Here is a 14,017-nt window from a genome sequence, read left to right as displayed (position 1 = left end):
CGGGAGATAGAATGTCAATAAATTCCGGAGCAGTACAGGAAGGTTACATTCAGGTAACCGGTGGAAGAGTGTGGTACCGAAAGGCGGGGGCAGACAAAAAAGGTATACCGCTTCTTGTTTTGCACGGAGGACCGGGGGCAGCCCATGACTACCTCGAACCGGTGGAACCCCTAAGCGATGAACGGCCGGTTATTTTCTACGACCAGCTCGGATGCGGATATTCCGACAGGCCTGACAACACGTCTCTCTGGATCATTGAACGTTTTGTGGAAGAGATTGTACTCATCAGAAATGCCCTTGCGCTTGAGAAGGCGCATATTCTTGGACAGTCATGGGGAAGCATGCTTGCCGTTGATTACATGCTCACCCGTGAACCTGAAGGGATAACAAGCCTGATACTTTCCGGCCCCTGTATAAGCGCTTCCCGTTTTGCCGCAGATCAGAGGACTTATTTGCTGGAGTTTCCGGAGGATATTCAAAAAACTATTCTGAAAAGCGAAGCTTCCGGGAATTTCGATTCCCCCGAATATCAGGATGCGATTATGGCATACTACGAACGCCATGTTTGTTGTTTAGATTCCCGGCCCGATTGTCTGAACAGAACCATTGAAAAGATGGGACACGCTGTATATGAGTATATGTGGGGACCAAGCGAATTCACCATGAGCGGGACACTAAAAGATTATGAACGGGCAGAAAGGTTAAAAGAAATAACCGTACCCGTCCTCTTCACCTGCGGGCAATATGACGAAGCAACGCCTGCCGCAACGATGTATTACCAAAGCATGCTTCCTGGTTCGGAAATTGTTGTTTTTGAGAATGCATCGCATAACCATCATATCGAAAAGCCCGAAGAATATCTTGCAGCAGTACGTAATTTCCTCGGGGGCGTTGAAAAAAGGAGTCAATGAAGTTATATGATCGAAGGTGAATTGGTATGAGTTTCAATCAATGGATTCCTCGAAGCTCTGCTTCGGGGAGGTTCATTTCAAATCATAACATTCTGGAGAAAAGGTAGATGATGCGTTTTGTGACAATCATCATTTTCATCGTAGCGGGCTACCTCACCTTTCGTTACTTGATAAGAATGTTCAAAAAAGAAATGTATCAAAGAAATGAAAGAGGTGGCTACCAGTACCAAAACCGGGAATACAAAAACACAGAAGATGAGTATCGACACGTTTTAGAGGTCACAGCCGAAGATAGCCCGGCAACTATCAAAAAACAATATAAAGAGCTCCTCGCAAAATATCACCCGGATAAGGTGCAGCATCTGGGGATAGAATTTCAAGAAATGGCCGAGAAAAAAACCAGAGCAATTATGGAAGCCTATGAGTTTTTCAGAAAGAAATACAATCTTCTATAAGCCCAAGAAAACTGCTTGAGGATTTCCAGGAGGTTTTCTTGGGCTACCCTTGTAATCATTTCTGACATTTCTCTCAAAAAGTGGTACACTATAGTATAGTCACGGTCGATCCCATCCTATTTGCTCTGCAGCTATTTACGGAGTCGGCCGATACGGATCACAATCGAATCTCGATTCCTGACAGATTATCATCTAACCATTTCAAAGGAAGTGACAAATGTCCACCGTAGCCGAGTTTATAAAAACAAGGGAACATATTGAAGCGCTTGCCACAAAGATCACCTTGTTGGCAGAACGAAAGGCAGCACCGGAGTCAAAACATCGTCTTGACGAAGCCAACCAGCATTTAGATATACTCAAGACCATGGTGGCCAACGATGTGCAGGTAATTGTGGTGGATCGTCTCACCAGACACCTTACGAGACTCGGAATAAAAGTTGATGCAATCATGGCAAAAAAACCTGTGAAGAGGAAGCCGAAAATAGAAGCCTGAGGCGCCCCCGCCAGTGTGCTATCCATTTTTCCAGAATCAAAACGACAAACCACCAAGGGAAGGAAAACGGGTGGTTTTTCCCGGATAGTCGCCCGGGCACCCTCTGGGTGCCATCTTTGAATCCGAATTGGTATCTCCGGCAGTTTCAAAAGTGAAATCGCTCGATCAGCGCCTCTATTGACTTTCCGGCGATTTATTGCATTTGCTAACACATTGTCAGCAAATGCCCTCGGTACGCCTTCAGGCCTCCCATCGTAGCTCACAAGTATGCTTCCCCGTCAACATCGTAATTCTTATCGGGCTGCCCGGGGATATGTGGCTTTTGGCAAACACAAAGAGTAGCGTAGAGAAGCCTTGGATGAGCAATGTGTTGCCTTCCCGGGCTTTCCCTGTTAGAATACCCCATGTCTTTCCAGGCAGATAGATGTTTTAAAATTCAGGAAGACCGGCAAGGTTTCATTGCGAACGGATGTGAGCAACAACGATGAAAAAATTTAATCTCAAGGTTCTTCTCATACTATCGCTCGGGCATCTCACCGTTGATATTTATCAGGGGGCGCTCCCGGCAACGCTCCCCTTTCTAAAGGAGAGCCTCGGGCTTTCATATACCATGACAGGCTTTATCATGATGATGTCAAACTTCACCTCCTCTGTTCTCCAGCCGCTCTTTGGTTTTTATTCGGATAAAAAAGGGAAAGCCGTGCTTCTCCCCATCGGCTTATTGTGCGCAGGCATCGGATTCTCACTGATCTCAATACCGTCAAGCTACGCCATTGTACTTGTCCTCGTGGTAATAAGCGGGCTGGGCATTGCCTCCTACCACCCTGAAGGATACAAGACTGCTCATTTTTTTACCGGTGAAAAGAGCGTTACCGGCATGTCTATATTCTCTGTCGGGGGAAACCTCGGTTTTTCATTGGGACCTCTCTTTTCGATTTGTATTATCCAATACCTCGGGTTTTCTTCTCTCCCCCTGATTGTACTGCCGTCGCTTGTATGCACGGCAATAATACTTTACTACAGAAAGACTATTGTCATTCCTGCGCTCGAACATGCGGAGAAACAAAAGGCAGCTCCCGGGGCCCCCTTGAGCGCCTATATCTCCCTTTTCATTATAATTGCAGTCGTTGTGATGAGGACATGGACACAGATGGGACTTATGACATACATCCCCTTTTATTACATAAACTATCTGAAGGGCGACCCTATGTTCGCAGGCAAACTTGTCTTTACGTATCTTTTCTGCGGGGCCGTGGGTACGCTGATCGGCGCGCCTTTTGCCGACAGGTGGGGGCATAAATTCTTTCTGGTTGTATCCATGCTGCTTGGTACCATAACGCTTCCGCTTATCTTTGTGCCTTTCATCCAGAAGAGTTATCTCCTCTTTGTAGTTCTTGGGCTACAAGGCATGCTGATGATTTCTACATTTTCCGTAACTATCGTAATGGCGCAGAAACTCCTCCCGAACAGGCTTGGGGTTGCTTCGGGTTTGATGGTAGGTTTTGCTATAGGGACGGGCGGCATAGGGGTAACGCTGCTCGGTGTTGTGGCAGACAATTTTGGTGTACCTGTTGCCCTCGAATCCATAATGATTCTGCCTTTTATCGGATTTATTTTAAGTCTGATTGTAAAATACAAAGGGTGAATAACAGGATAAACTTCAATTTCACATGGTTTGTTGATAATAAGCGCTAATAAATTTGGAAAAAGGAGCATATGAAACCGATTATCAGTATCGTTGGCAGGCCGAATGTAGGTAAATCCACCATATTTAACAGAATTGTCGGCTACAGAAAGGCAATCATAGAAGATTCACCCGGTGTTACAAGGGACAGAAATTATGGGGAGTTCGAGTATGACGGGCACAACTTTGTCCTTGTTGATACGGGAGGTTTCGAGCTTTCTTCAGAAAATAGTATCTTCCGGCTGGTAGAGGAACAGATACGCATATCCATGGAAGAGTCAAGCGCCATTATCTTTGTCCTGGACGGCAGAGACGGCATCCTTCCTCAGGATAGGGACATTGCAAAGGACCTGAGAAAATATGATAAACCGGTCATCTATGTGATAAACAAGGTTGATTCGAACAAAACGGAGATCACCTCGGCCGAATTTTACGAGCTTGGCATTGAAAAGTTTTATACAATAAGCGCCCTCCACGGAATAGGAATCGGAGAACTGCTGGATGAGATGTGCGATGTAGTCAGTAGTCAGGGATTCCAGCCTTTGCCGGAGGCTGAGTTGCCCTCGGCGATTCGCATTGCCATTGTGGGTAAGCCGAATACTGGAAAATCCTCCATTACGAACAAACTGCTCGGATCACAGCGGATGATAGTAAGCGATATACCGGGGACCACAAGAGACTCCATTGATTCCCGGATACTTTTTAAAGACAGGGAGATTATACTCATCGATACCGCAGGGCTGCGGAGAAAAAGCAAGGTCTCCATCAAGGTTGAAGAGTATTCTGTATCAAGTGCAATTCATAGTATAGACAGGGCGAATGTAATCAATCTGACAATAGATGCCGAGGAGGGGGTCACGCATCAGGATGCAGGCATAGCCCATACTGTTGTGTCACGGGGCAAGGGCCTGTGCATCGTTGTCAACAAATGGGACCTTGTAAAAGGGAAAATAGACATGAAAACCTACAGGAAGATGGCCCTGGAAAAGCTGCCCCATGCCTCGTTTTCCCCTGTTATCTCGGTATCTGCCGTAACCGGACTGAACATTGAGAGCATAATCGATACGGATTTGAGGATACATAAACAGATGGAGAAACAGATAGGCACACCAATGCTGAATAAGGCCATCGGGGAATTTATTGACAAAGTAACCCCTCCTCATGTCCAGGGCAAACAGATAAAGATATTCTATGCAAGCCAGACCAAAACCTCTCCGCCGACTTTTATGCTCTTCTCAAACTACCCCAAGGCCATACCCGAGCACTACAAGAGATATCTTGAAAACTCGCTCCGGGGGAAATTCAGCTTCATGGGCGCCCCCATACGGTTGGTGTTCAGAAAGAAATAATCCTTTGTTTATTCAATCAATAGATTCCTCGAAGCTTTGCTTCGGGGCAACCACATTACCTCGCAGCCTTGCTGCAGGAGGGAGCGACGCGTGAGCCCCCGGGAATAGAGGAGCGCGAGGAGGAGACAACAAAGATGGGCAAATGAAGGCAACATGGTATCAGTTCCAGTCTGCCAGCATAATGCCTATGCTCATACGGTTTGAATTTGCGTTATAATCGAGGAGACTCTCCCCGTAACCGTTAAAATACTGGATATAACCGCTCAAACGATCGTTCTTAATAAAGGGGAAGGGGAAGCTCCAATCAAGCTGTACGGCACCTTTATTATCGCCGGTCCGCAGATTGTTGCGCAGCATTGCGCCGAACCTGTGTTTGTTCCAGTAGTATGTTCCCAAGATCTCGCCGTACCCCATATATTTCTCGATATTCGGGTTATCGTCATCCCGGGCACTCTCCGGCAACCTGTACCAAGCTTTTACAAAGAGATTAAAATTATTTTTCTCAAATCCGAGATTTGTAACAATACGGTTCCAGCTCCGCGAAAGCGGCATTGAACGGCCGTTTGATTGATGGTCAATGCCTATGTTGACTGTGCGTCCCTTCAAGCCGAAAAGATCGAGGCCGAAAGGTTTGTAATCTGTACGGAAGGTCAGGAACAGTTCAGGCTCATAGTCGGTTTCACGGAAGGGGGAGGAAAATGTTGAGTTATATAACTGCCAGAAGGAGAGCTGGGTATAGGCAAACCAAAGGTCTACATCCTTGTCCAATACGTCTTCCCAAAGCTTAACCTTAAAACTTATTTGAAATTTTGCCTCAGCGTTCTGGGCTTTTGCCTGCCGATCCATATCCAGAATGGAGTCATGATTCGGCGATGCATTGTAAGCGAGGGGCAGGATATAGTTCGGGCGGTGAGCCCTGATAACAGGCGCGGTTTTCCGGCTTGTTTCGTCCAATTCCCAACGCTTGGACATCACCGAAGGCCGCGCAATTGGTTGAGACGGTTTATCCTCTGCTTTCGTCGCAGGGGCCGCAGGCTTTACCCGGACGCTCCTCCCGGTCAGGTCATCAAAGCATTTCAATCTTGCTGCATCATCGGGTATTTTTGCACATTCACCTATGCTGCCGGCAATGTCCGCGACTGCGCTGCTGCATAAAGGAAAGAAAACCACGAGAAGTGGTATCGAGCTATACGCGATGATACGCGGCAGACCCTTTTTATGTTTTTGTAATTGTTGTGATATTTTCATAAGTACCCCCGGTTTTCTTGAAGAATAATCCGGCCAGTGCGAAAAAGCAACAATTACCGCGATCAAGGCAAGATATTGGCAGAATGAATGAAAAATAGCAGAGTAACATAAATTGCATGACGAGAAATATTTGAGAATATACAAAATAAATAATATAATTAGTAAAAAAATGCCTCGAGAAAATCTCCATGACACTTAAACTGATTGCAATCGTAGATGATGAACCGGATATTGCAGAGCTTGTATCGATAAACCTCAAAAAGGCAAGCTTCAGGGTCAAAGAACTTCGGGATGCCGAATCTTTCTTTAAGTTCCTACGCTCCGAAACCCCTGACTTGATCATCCTTGATCTTATGCTCCCAGATATGGATGGCTTTGAAGTTTGTAAATCTTTAAAAAGCCAGGATAAATATGCCAATATCCCGATTATTATGCTCACAGCCAGGGTTGAGGAAACAGAAAAGGTCTTAGGCCTTGAGCTTGGCGCCGACGACTATGTTACCAAGCCTTTCTCGCCCCGCGAACTTGTCGCCAGGGTCAAGGCTGTATTAAGAAGGCACACACAAAAGGAAGAAACAAAAAAGATTATCATCGGGGATTTGATATGCATGGACTTAGAAAAACACGAGGTTGAAGTCGAAGGAAACAAGATTGAGTTAACCTCCACCGAATTTAATATCCTACAGATGCTCTCTTTGAAAAAAGGCCGGGTGTTTTCAAGAGACCAAATCCTCCAGAATCTCTGGGGGAATGATAAAATGGTACTGGACAGGACAATCGATGTGCACATTAAACACCTTCGGGAAAAACTCGGCAAGGCAGGGGCGTTTATCAAGAACATCAGAGGCGTAGGCTATAAACTGGAAGCATGAAATTCCCGATATTTACAAAAATATTCGGCAGTTGTGTCTTAATCACCATCGTTCTTTCTGCTTTGATACCGCTACTTTCTTTTAAAACGATCAAAACCCAGTATATCGCAACATATACCGGGAATTTAAAAAACCTCGCTATTATATTGAAGCCGGAAATATTGTCATTTATACACGAACGTAAATTCAAGGAATTGGATATTTTTGTAAAATCCTTGAAAAACGAAATGCATTCAAGAATCACTATAATTGATAAACAAGGCGTTGTCGTTGCCGACTCGGAAAAAGACCCGAAGACAATGGAAAACCACAAAATAAGACCGGAAGTAATAGAAGCTTTTTCCGGGGGTGTCGGCACATCCCGGCGATTCAGCGTTACCGTTGAAGAAGAGATGCTCTATGTCGCCCTTCCAATCGAAAAAGATAATGTCATTATCGGTGTTATAAGGCTCAGCGCATTTCTCAAACAGATAAACGCCCTTCTTTACGACATAAAGATAAAAATCTTCTGGATTGCCTTTGTTATCACCATATTTTCCCTGATCTTCTCCCTTGTGTTATCAAAAAGCATATCCACACCCTTGAATAAGCTTGTTCAGGCAGCAAAAACACTGTCTCGGGGCGATTTCAATACAAGGATATTTCTCAGAAAAGATGATGAAATGAAGGAACTTGCCGACAGCTTCAACAACATGGCATCAAAGATGCACGGCCTGTTCGAGGAAGTATCTAATAATAACGAAGAACTCAACACAATCATCTCATCCATCCAGGAAATGCTCCTTGTTTTTGACAAGGAAGGAAAGATTAAACTGAGCAATGAAAGTTTCAAAAAATTGATCAACAATGACAACATTGAAGGTAAATTCCACTGGGAGATATTGAGGTCGCCCGAGTTTGGCGAACTGGTAAAACAGGTTACAACCGAAAAAAAGCATTTTACCGGCGAAGTGAGGTTGCAAGAGAAGGTTTTCCTGTGCAGCATAACATTCCTGACATCCAGAGACGAAATGATAGCAATATTCCACGATATTACGGATTTTAAAAACCTGGAGACAATTAAAAGGGATTTTGTTGCCAATATTTCCCATGAACTGCGAACTCCTCTCACGGCGATAAAAGGATTTGTTGAAACACTCGAAGACGAGGAAGATATTAAAAATCCTCATTATCTTGAGGTCATTAAACGGCACACCGATCGCCTCATGAACATTGTCGGTGATTTGCTTCTATTGTCCGAGCTTGAAGAAAAAGGGATTGAAATCGAGTTTGAAGAGGTGTCTTTAACGACCCTGGCAGAAAATACCCTTAAAATATTTGATCAAAAGGCAAAAGAAAAGGGGCTTACGTTCAATGTTCACGCGGAAGAGGGCATTCCCCTTATCAAAGCCGACCCCTTTAAATTGGAACAGATGTTAATAAACCTGATAGATAATGCCATCAAATATACAGAGCAGGGAGAAATAAACGTATCTCTTTATTACAGCCATCCTTATGTAAAAATAGCAATAGAAGATACCGGCATGGGTATTCCCGGCAAACACCTCCAGCGCATTTTTGAAAGGTTCTATGTTGTAGACAAATCACGCTCCAAAAAACTTGGCGGAACCGGCCTCGGGCTGTCCATAGTCAAGCACATAGTCCTTCTGCATGGCGGTACAATAGATGTTGAAAGCGCCATGGGAAAGGGAACGAAATTTATTGTTACCATCCCGACAAATCTTAACTGATTTAATGTTTGATGCCCTTGAGCGCCGGGCATATAGCGTTGGGACAGAGAAAATTAACCAAAAATTAACACAACGTTCATATTATGATAACACTTCGGGATTATAATACTTTTAAAATATTGGTTCAGGAGGAATCGTATGTTTAAAAGCATTAAAATGATTAGTTTTATTCTGATTGCTCTTTCTTTGCTTACAGCGAACTCAACCCTTTTTGCTGCTGAAAAAGAGCTGATCGGCGCAGGAGCCACTTTCCCTCAGCCTCTCTACTCAAAGATGTTTGATGCCTATTATCAACAGAACAAAACAAAGATCAACTATCAGGGCATAGGCTCCGGCGGAGGGATCAACCAGCTTGTTAAAAAGACCGTGGATTTCGGCGGAACAGACGCCTTTATGACAGACAAAGAGCTGAAAGAAGCAGGTGCTCCCGTGCTCCACATACCCATATGCCTCGGAGCAGTGGTTGTAATTTATAACCTGCCCGGCAATCCAAAATTGAATTTTACCCCGGATGTACTGGCAGATATCTTTCTCGGAAAGATAACAAAATGGAACGATCCCAGAATAACAGCCGTTAATAAGGACGTCAATATACCCACCCTTGCGATCAGTGTTGTTCACCGTGCGGATGGAAGCGGAACCACATACATTTTCAGCGAATATCTCAGCAAAGCAAGCAATGATTGGAAGGAAAAAATAGGAACAGGCAAATCTTTGAACTGGCCACAGGGTCAGATCGGCCAGAAGGGAAATCCGGGCGTGGCAGGATATGTGAAGCAGACACCCGGGTCAGTCGGTTATGTGGAGCTTCTCTACGCGTTGCAGAACAAAATGTCTTATGGCAACATAAAGAACAAATCAGGCAAATTTGTAGAGCCTACTACAAAAGCGGAAAGCAATGCGGCAAACGTGAAAATACCTGATGATACAAACGTATCATTAACCGATAGCGAAGCAAAGGACGGCTATCCTATAAGCGGTTTTACCTGGCTTATATTCTATAAGGAACAAAACTATGGTGGCAGAACAAAGGAGAAAGCCGAAACCCTGTCCAAACTACTCGTATGGATGGTTACTGATGGACAGAAATATGTAGAGCCGCTTCAATATTCGGCATTAACAAAAGAGGCAATTGAAAAATCTTTGAAGATCATCAAGTCCATAACATACAACGGAACAACGATGATAAAATAATGAAATCGGAAGCAATATTCAACAGAATCCTTTATCTGTCGGCGCTTACCGTCGTGGTTTTGCTGATGGTCATTTTTCTTACGCTCCTTGTCGCCTCGGTACCATCAATAAAGACTTTCGGCGTCGGGTTTTTTGCAGGCAATACATGGGATGCCGCATCAGAACGGTTCGGCGCCCTTCCATTTCTTGCAGGCACGCTTCTCACCTCATTTTTGGCACTCATTATATCAATCCCTTTCTCTATCTCCATCTCTATTTTTCTCGGGGAGTATTTCAAAGACAGTGCAGTCTCAACATTCATAAGAAGTTCTATTGAAGTACTCGCAGGTATACCGTCCGTGATTTACGGGCTCTGGGGGTTCTTCCTTCTTATGCCCATGATGAGGGTTATTGAAATAAAGCTTGGCGTGCCCCCCCACGGTGTAGGTATACTTACTTCCTCGCTGATACTGGCAATCATGATCATTCCCTTTTCCGCATCAATCGGAAGAGAGGTAATTACCCTCGTTCCCTCTGATCTGAAAGAAGCTGCTTATTCTCTTGGGGCAACAAGGTTCGAGGTGATAAAAAATATCATAATCCCTTATGCACGTTCAGGGATTATTGCCGGCATACTTCTCGCTCTCGGACGGGCGATAGGCGAGACCATGGCTGTTACCATGCTGATCGGCAACTCAAATTTTCTTCCTACGAGCATTTTCAGTCCTGCCAACACTATGGCCAGCGTTATTGCCAACGAGTTTGCAGAGGCAACGGGCATAACGGCATCGTCTCTGGTCTATATTGCCCTCGTTCTTTTTCTTGTAACGATGATGGTCAATATCGCCGGCACATACATTATAAAGAAGATAAGCCTTGAGGCATCAAAAGAGGTGACATAACCATGGAAACTTCATGCCAATTGAGCATGAAAACGGTAGACGATATATCACCCGGGCCTGTCCTTATGGACAACGCGGTTCAACAGAGGATAAAGGGCAATCTCGGCCCGAACAAACAGGTAACAACAAGAATAATCAAAGACATATGCTTCAAAAGTACGGTAATGTTATTGGCTTTTATTTCGCTTCTCCCGCTTTTCCTCATTCTATACTACATCACAAAAAACGGTATTGCCGTCATTAACTGGGAGTTTCTCACCCAACTCCCCCGTCCGATAGGAGAGGATGGCGGCGGTATATTCAACGCCATCATCGGTACATTCATGCTTATAATTCTGTCCAGTGTTCTTTCGATTCCCTTCGGGATTTCAACAGGCATATATCTGTCGGAGAAAAGCGAAGGCAAGATCGCCCACATGGTGAGGCTCTGCGTCGTTGTCCTCCAGGGTACCCCGTCCATTGTAATAGGCATTATTGCATACGTATGGGTTGTGAGCCCTTTCAAGGGTTTTTCAGCCTTATCGGGCGGGATTGCTCTGAGCATTATGATGCTGCCTGTGATTATAAAAACTACGGAAGAGACGCTTAAGCTCATGCCCTATTCCCTGAAAGAAGCATCGCTTGCCCTTGGCGTGCCCTATTATAAAACAATCCTGAAGGTTATCCTGCCTACGGGCTTAAGCGGCATCCTCACAGGCATACTCCTCAGTGTTGCAAGAATCACAGGAGAAACAGCACCGCTATTGTTTACCGCCTTCGGCAACCAGTTCATGAACTATAATATACTGAAACCCATTGACTCCCTGCCCTACCGGATCTTTTACTATGCCATGAGTCCCTATCCTGAATGGCATACGTTTGCCTGGGGCGCATCCTTTATTCTCGTTGTGGTGGTTCTGGGTTTTAATCTTATCGCAAGGGGGATAGCCGTTAAATGGAAAGTCCGGTTTTAAAAGTAGAAAGGTTTTCAGCTTATTTTGGTGACAACCAAATATTGAAGAACATTGATCTTGCAATATCAAACAACCTTGTTACAGCACTCATGGGACCGTCAGGATGCGGGAAGACAACCCTTATCCGATGTGTAAACCGCATGCACGAGCTTATTCCCGGCACAAAAACTTCAGGCATGATGTACCTGAGGGGAGATAATATATACGAGATGGAACCTATTGTATTACGCAGAAAGATAGGTATGGTTGTTCAAAAACCGAACCCCTTCCCCATGATGAGTATATACGACAACGTGATTGCGGGGTATAAGCTCAACGGGATAAGGCTCGGAAAAAGCGAAATGGACAGAATTGTTGAACAATCCTTAAAAGATGCGGCCCTCTGGAATGAGGTAAAGGATGCTCTCCATAGAAAAGGCACATTTCTTTCCGGCGGGCAGCAACAGAGGCTCTGCATTGCCCGCGCGCTTGCAATGAACCCGGAAATCCTTCTCCTTGACGAACCGACCTCTGCGCTGGATCCAAAATCTACAGCACACATCGAAGAACTGATTGTGGAACTTAAAAAAAATGTGACCATGCTCCTTGTTACGCACAATATCGCCCAGGCAGCGCGTGTTTCCGATTTCACCGCCTTCATTTATCTGGGCGAACTGGTGGAGTTCGGACTGACGGAAAAGATGTTCACCGTTCCGAAGGATAAGCGAACAGAGGAATATCTCACAGGCAAATTCGGGTAGGAGATTTCATATGTTAGAGGAAAAGATCATCTCTCTCAGGAGAGAAATAATTGAATATGCAACACGTACCGAAGGCATGATAGAACAAAGTATTCAGGGCCTGTTGAACAAAGATCGTGTACTGTTAATAGAGATTATCGAGCATGATGAACCGCAGGCGAACGAATATGAAATTATTATCGAAGAACTGTGTATTGCCTTGATCGCAAGATATGAACCAAAGGCAAAAGACCTGCGGACAATACTTATGTTCCTGAAGATCAACAACGACCTTGAAAGGGCCGCCGATCATGCCGTAAATATCTCTGAAAGCGCCATTTTTTTAATTGGACAGCCGACGGTAAAGCCTTTAATAGATATCCCGAAAATGGCCCTGGAATCCATAAGCATGCTTAAGGACAGCATAAATTCCTTCATTAAGGAGGACATTGTTCTTGCACGGAATGTATGTGAAAGAGACAGCATTGTTGATGAGTTGGGAAATCAGACAATGCGTGAACTCATCACCTTCATGACAGTCAACGCCGGGACAATTGAGCGGTCTTTGCATCTCCTTAAGATTGCACGGAATCTTGAAAGAATCGCCGACCTTTCTACAAATATCAGTGAAGATGTAATTTTTATGGTAGAAGGGGAAACAATAAAACATCACATGTTGGGCAAAGACGTTCTGTCATAACAAGTCATATTCAAAATCACGACCCACCTATACATACTTGCAGAATTCACAAAAAATTAACAAATATTTTATATGGATTTAACTTTTATGTCCTATCCTTATAGTAACAGAAATATAACAGGAGGCTTAATGAACATTATTTTTTACATTCCAGGCAAGCGGCGGCTTGGAAAAGATTTCATCTCTTTAATTGGAAAGCAAAGACAAGCAAATAGTATGGAAGTTTTAAAAGAAAAGGACGATCTTTTTCAACGATTGAACGAACCATATATCGACAGAATTGTTATATTAATCTATGCAGCAACAATTGATGACCTTATTGACATTTATCTTATGAAACATCTGCTCTGCAAAACAACTTTTTTATTGATTCTCCCGAACAGAGAACGGGACGTCGAAGCAATGGGGTCTTTATTGAAACCGTATTCCATGTGTTCCATAGAAGACAATCCTTTCTTGATGAAAGCTCTTTTAATCGAATTGACTGAACAAACAGATATCCGGCAGAAGCAAGCCTGTCGAGATCTTAATACATGCGCTTCACGTGAATACATTGTGCGTTCGCCAATGCCTTTTGACTTTGGCACTCCGGTTGCTTTGCGCAACTCGGGGGAATCTGTGTTAACCGGCATAAGCGAGCGAGAGAGGGAGGCTCCACAAACCTTAACGCCTGTGTACGGGTCGTGGGGAGCGGACAAGTATCAAGCCGTGGTAAAAGACATATATAAAGCCCTTCAGGACACCCCTTCCCCGGAAAACATACCTGCCTGTGTTTCAAAAGAAGAACTCCCCTTTGCTGCATAAAAAGTCAGATTGTTTTTTCAAAAC

Annotated in this window: 14 protein-coding genes; 13 read left to right on the top strand and 1 reads right to left on the bottom strand. The window is 44.4% G+C overall.

Features of this window, described 5'->3' with window-relative positions; translation table 11 throughout:
- The first annotated feature begins 11 nt into the window (after positions 1-11).
- From NT178_06075 to der, 5 genes are all read left to right on the top strand, one after another.
- The gene (locus NT178_06075; GenBank protein ID MCX5812096.1) at positions 12-911 is read left to right on the top strand and encodes a proline iminopeptidase-family hydrolase; all 900 of its coding nucleotides are present in this window, start codon (positions 12-14) and stop codon (positions 909-911) included.
- A 107-nt stretch (positions 912-1,018) separates the two neighbouring features.
- A complete protein-coding gene (locus NT178_06070) occupies positions 1,019-1,366 on the top strand; it encodes a DnaJ domain-containing protein (GenBank protein ID MCX5812095.1) in 348 nt (115 codons plus the stop codon).
- 217 nt (positions 1,367-1,583) lie between these two features.
- Positions 1,584-1,859: a hypothetical protein gene (locus NT178_06065; GenBank protein MCX5812094.1), complete on the top strand. Its 276-nt coding sequence runs from the start codon at positions 1,584-1,586 to the stop codon at positions 1,857-1,859.
- A gap of 484 nt (positions 1,860-2,343) precedes the next feature.
- Positions 2,344-3,504: an MFS transporter gene (locus tag NT178_06060; protein MCX5812093.1), complete on the top strand. Its 1,161-nt coding sequence runs from the start codon at positions 2,344-2,346 to the stop codon at positions 3,502-3,504.
- A gap of 71 nt (positions 3,505-3,575) precedes the next feature.
- A complete protein-coding gene (gene der, locus NT178_06055) occupies positions 3,576-4,892 on the top strand; it encodes a ribosome biogenesis GTPase Der (GenBank protein MCX5812092.1) in 1,317 nt (438 codons plus the stop codon).
- Between the two features lie 159 nt (positions 4,893-5,051).
- Here der and NT178_06050 read toward each other — a convergent pair whose 3' ends face one another.
- Positions 5,052-6,140, bottom strand: a complete 1,089-nt coding sequence (locus NT178_06050) for a phospholipase A (GenBank protein MCX5812091.1) — start codon at positions 6,138-6,140, stop codon at positions 5,052-5,054.
- A gap of 188 nt (positions 6,141-6,328) precedes the next feature.
- Here NT178_06050 and NT178_06045 point away from each other — a divergent pair, with 188 nt between their 5' ends.
- The 8 genes from NT178_06045 (at position 6,329) to NT178_06010 (ending at position 13,993) form a co-directional block, all read left to right on the top strand.
- Complete coding sequence (locus NT178_06045; GenBank protein MCX5812090.1) at positions 6,329-7,012, top strand: response regulator transcription factor; 684 nt, start codon at positions 6,329-6,331, stop codon at positions 7,010-7,012.
- The gene (locus NT178_06040) at positions 7,009-8,742 is read left to right on the top strand and encodes an ATP-binding protein (GenBank protein MCX5812089.1); all 1,734 of its coding nucleotides are present in this window, start codon (positions 7,009-7,011) and stop codon (positions 8,740-8,742) included. Before NT178_06045 ends, NT178_06040 begins: the two co-directional genes overlap by 4 nt.
- Positions 8,743-8,880: 138 nt before the next feature.
- The gene (gene pstS / locus NT178_06035; GenBank protein MCX5812088.1) at positions 8,881-9,936 is read left to right on the top strand and encodes a phosphate ABC transporter substrate-binding protein PstS; all 1,056 of its coding nucleotides are present in this window, start codon (positions 8,881-8,883) and stop codon (positions 9,934-9,936) included.
- On the top strand, positions 9,936-10,817 hold the full coding sequence (pstC, locus tag NT178_06030; protein ID MCX5812087.1) for a phosphate ABC transporter permease subunit PstC: 882 nt from the start codon (positions 9,936-9,938) through the stop codon (positions 10,815-10,817). Before pstS ends, pstC begins: the two co-directional genes overlap by 1 nt.
- 26 nt (positions 10,818-10,843) lie before the next feature.
- Complete coding sequence (gene pstA / locus NT178_06025) at positions 10,844-11,770, top strand: phosphate ABC transporter permease PstA (GenBank protein MCX5812086.1); 927 nt, start codon at positions 10,844-10,846, stop codon at positions 11,768-11,770.
- A complete protein-coding gene (pstB, locus tag NT178_06020; GenBank protein MCX5812085.1) occupies positions 11,752-12,510 on the top strand; it encodes a phosphate ABC transporter ATP-binding protein PstB in 759 nt (252 codons plus the stop codon). Before pstA ends, pstB begins: the two co-directional genes overlap by 19 nt.
- A 10-nt stretch (positions 12,511-12,520) precedes the next feature.
- Positions 12,521-13,189, top strand: coding sequence for a phosphate signaling complex protein PhoU (phoU, locus tag NT178_06015; protein MCX5812084.1), 669 nt, complete (start codon positions 12,521-12,523; stop codon positions 13,187-13,189).
- 129 nt (positions 13,190-13,318) lie between these two features.
- On the top strand, positions 13,319-13,993 hold the full coding sequence (locus NT178_06010; protein MCX5812083.1) for a hypothetical protein: 675 nt from the start codon (positions 13,319-13,321) through the stop codon (positions 13,991-13,993).
- Positions 13,994-14,017: the final 24 nt, after the last annotated feature.

The organism is Pseudomonadota bacterium (assembly GCA_026388255.1).
GTDB lineage: Bacteria > Desulfobacterota > Syntrophorhabdia > Syntrophorhabdales > Syntrophorhabdaceae > JAPLKB01.
The sequence above is the reverse complement of the archived record's forward strand: the minus strand, read 5'-3'. Positions and strand labels throughout refer to the sequence as shown.

Excerpts from the sequence above, each read along its gene's own strand:
- NT178_06075 (MCX5812096.1), top strand. The coding sequence starts at position 12 with ATGTCAATAAATTCCGGAGCAGTACAGGAAGGTTACATTCAGGTAACC.
- NT178_06060 (MCX5812093.1), top strand. The coding sequence starts at position 2,344 with ATGAAAAAATTTAATCTCAAGGTTCTTCTCATACTATCGCTCGGGCAT.
- pstS (MCX5812088.1), top strand. The coding sequence starts at position 8,881 with ATGTTTAAAAGCATTAAAATGATTAGTTTTATTCTGATTGCTCTTTCT.
- NT178_06070 (MCX5812095.1), top strand. The coding sequence starts at position 1,019 with ATGATGCGTTTTGTGACAATCATCATTTTCATCGTAGCGGGCTACCTC.
- pstB (MCX5812085.1), top strand. The coding sequence starts at position 11,752 with ATGGAAAGTCCGGTTTTAAAAGTAGAAAGGTTTTCAGCTTATTTTGGT.
- NT178_06040 (MCX5812089.1), top strand. The coding sequence starts at position 7,009 with ATGAAATTCCCGATATTTACAAAAATATTCGGCAGTTGTGTCTTAATC.
- NT178_06045 (MCX5812090.1), top strand. The coding sequence starts at position 6,329 with ATGACACTTAAACTGATTGCAATCGTAGATGATGAACCGGATATTGCA.
- NT178_06010 (MCX5812083.1), top strand. The coding sequence starts at position 13,319 with ATGAACATTATTTTTTACATTCCAGGCAAGCGGCGGCTTGGAAAAGAT.
- pstC (MCX5812087.1), top strand. The coding sequence starts at position 9,936 with ATGAAATCGGAAGCAATATTCAACAGAATCCTTTATCTGTCGGCGCTT.
- phoU (MCX5812084.1), top strand. The coding sequence starts at position 12,521 with ATGTTAGAGGAAAAGATCATCTCTCTCAGGAGAGAAATAATTGAATAT.
- NT178_06065 (MCX5812094.1), top strand. The coding sequence starts at position 1,584 with ATGTCCACCGTAGCCGAGTTTATAAAAACAAGGGAACATATTGAAGCG.
- der (MCX5812092.1), top strand. The coding sequence starts at position 3,576 with ATGAAACCGATTATCAGTATCGTTGGCAGGCCGAATGTAGGTAAATCC.
- NT178_06050 (MCX5812091.1), bottom strand. The coding sequence starts at position 6,140 with ATGAAAATATCACAACAATTACAAAAACATAAAAAGGGTCTGCCGCGT.
- pstA (MCX5812086.1), top strand. The coding sequence starts at position 10,844 with ATGAAAACGGTAGACGATATATCACCCGGGCCTGTCCTTATGGACAAC.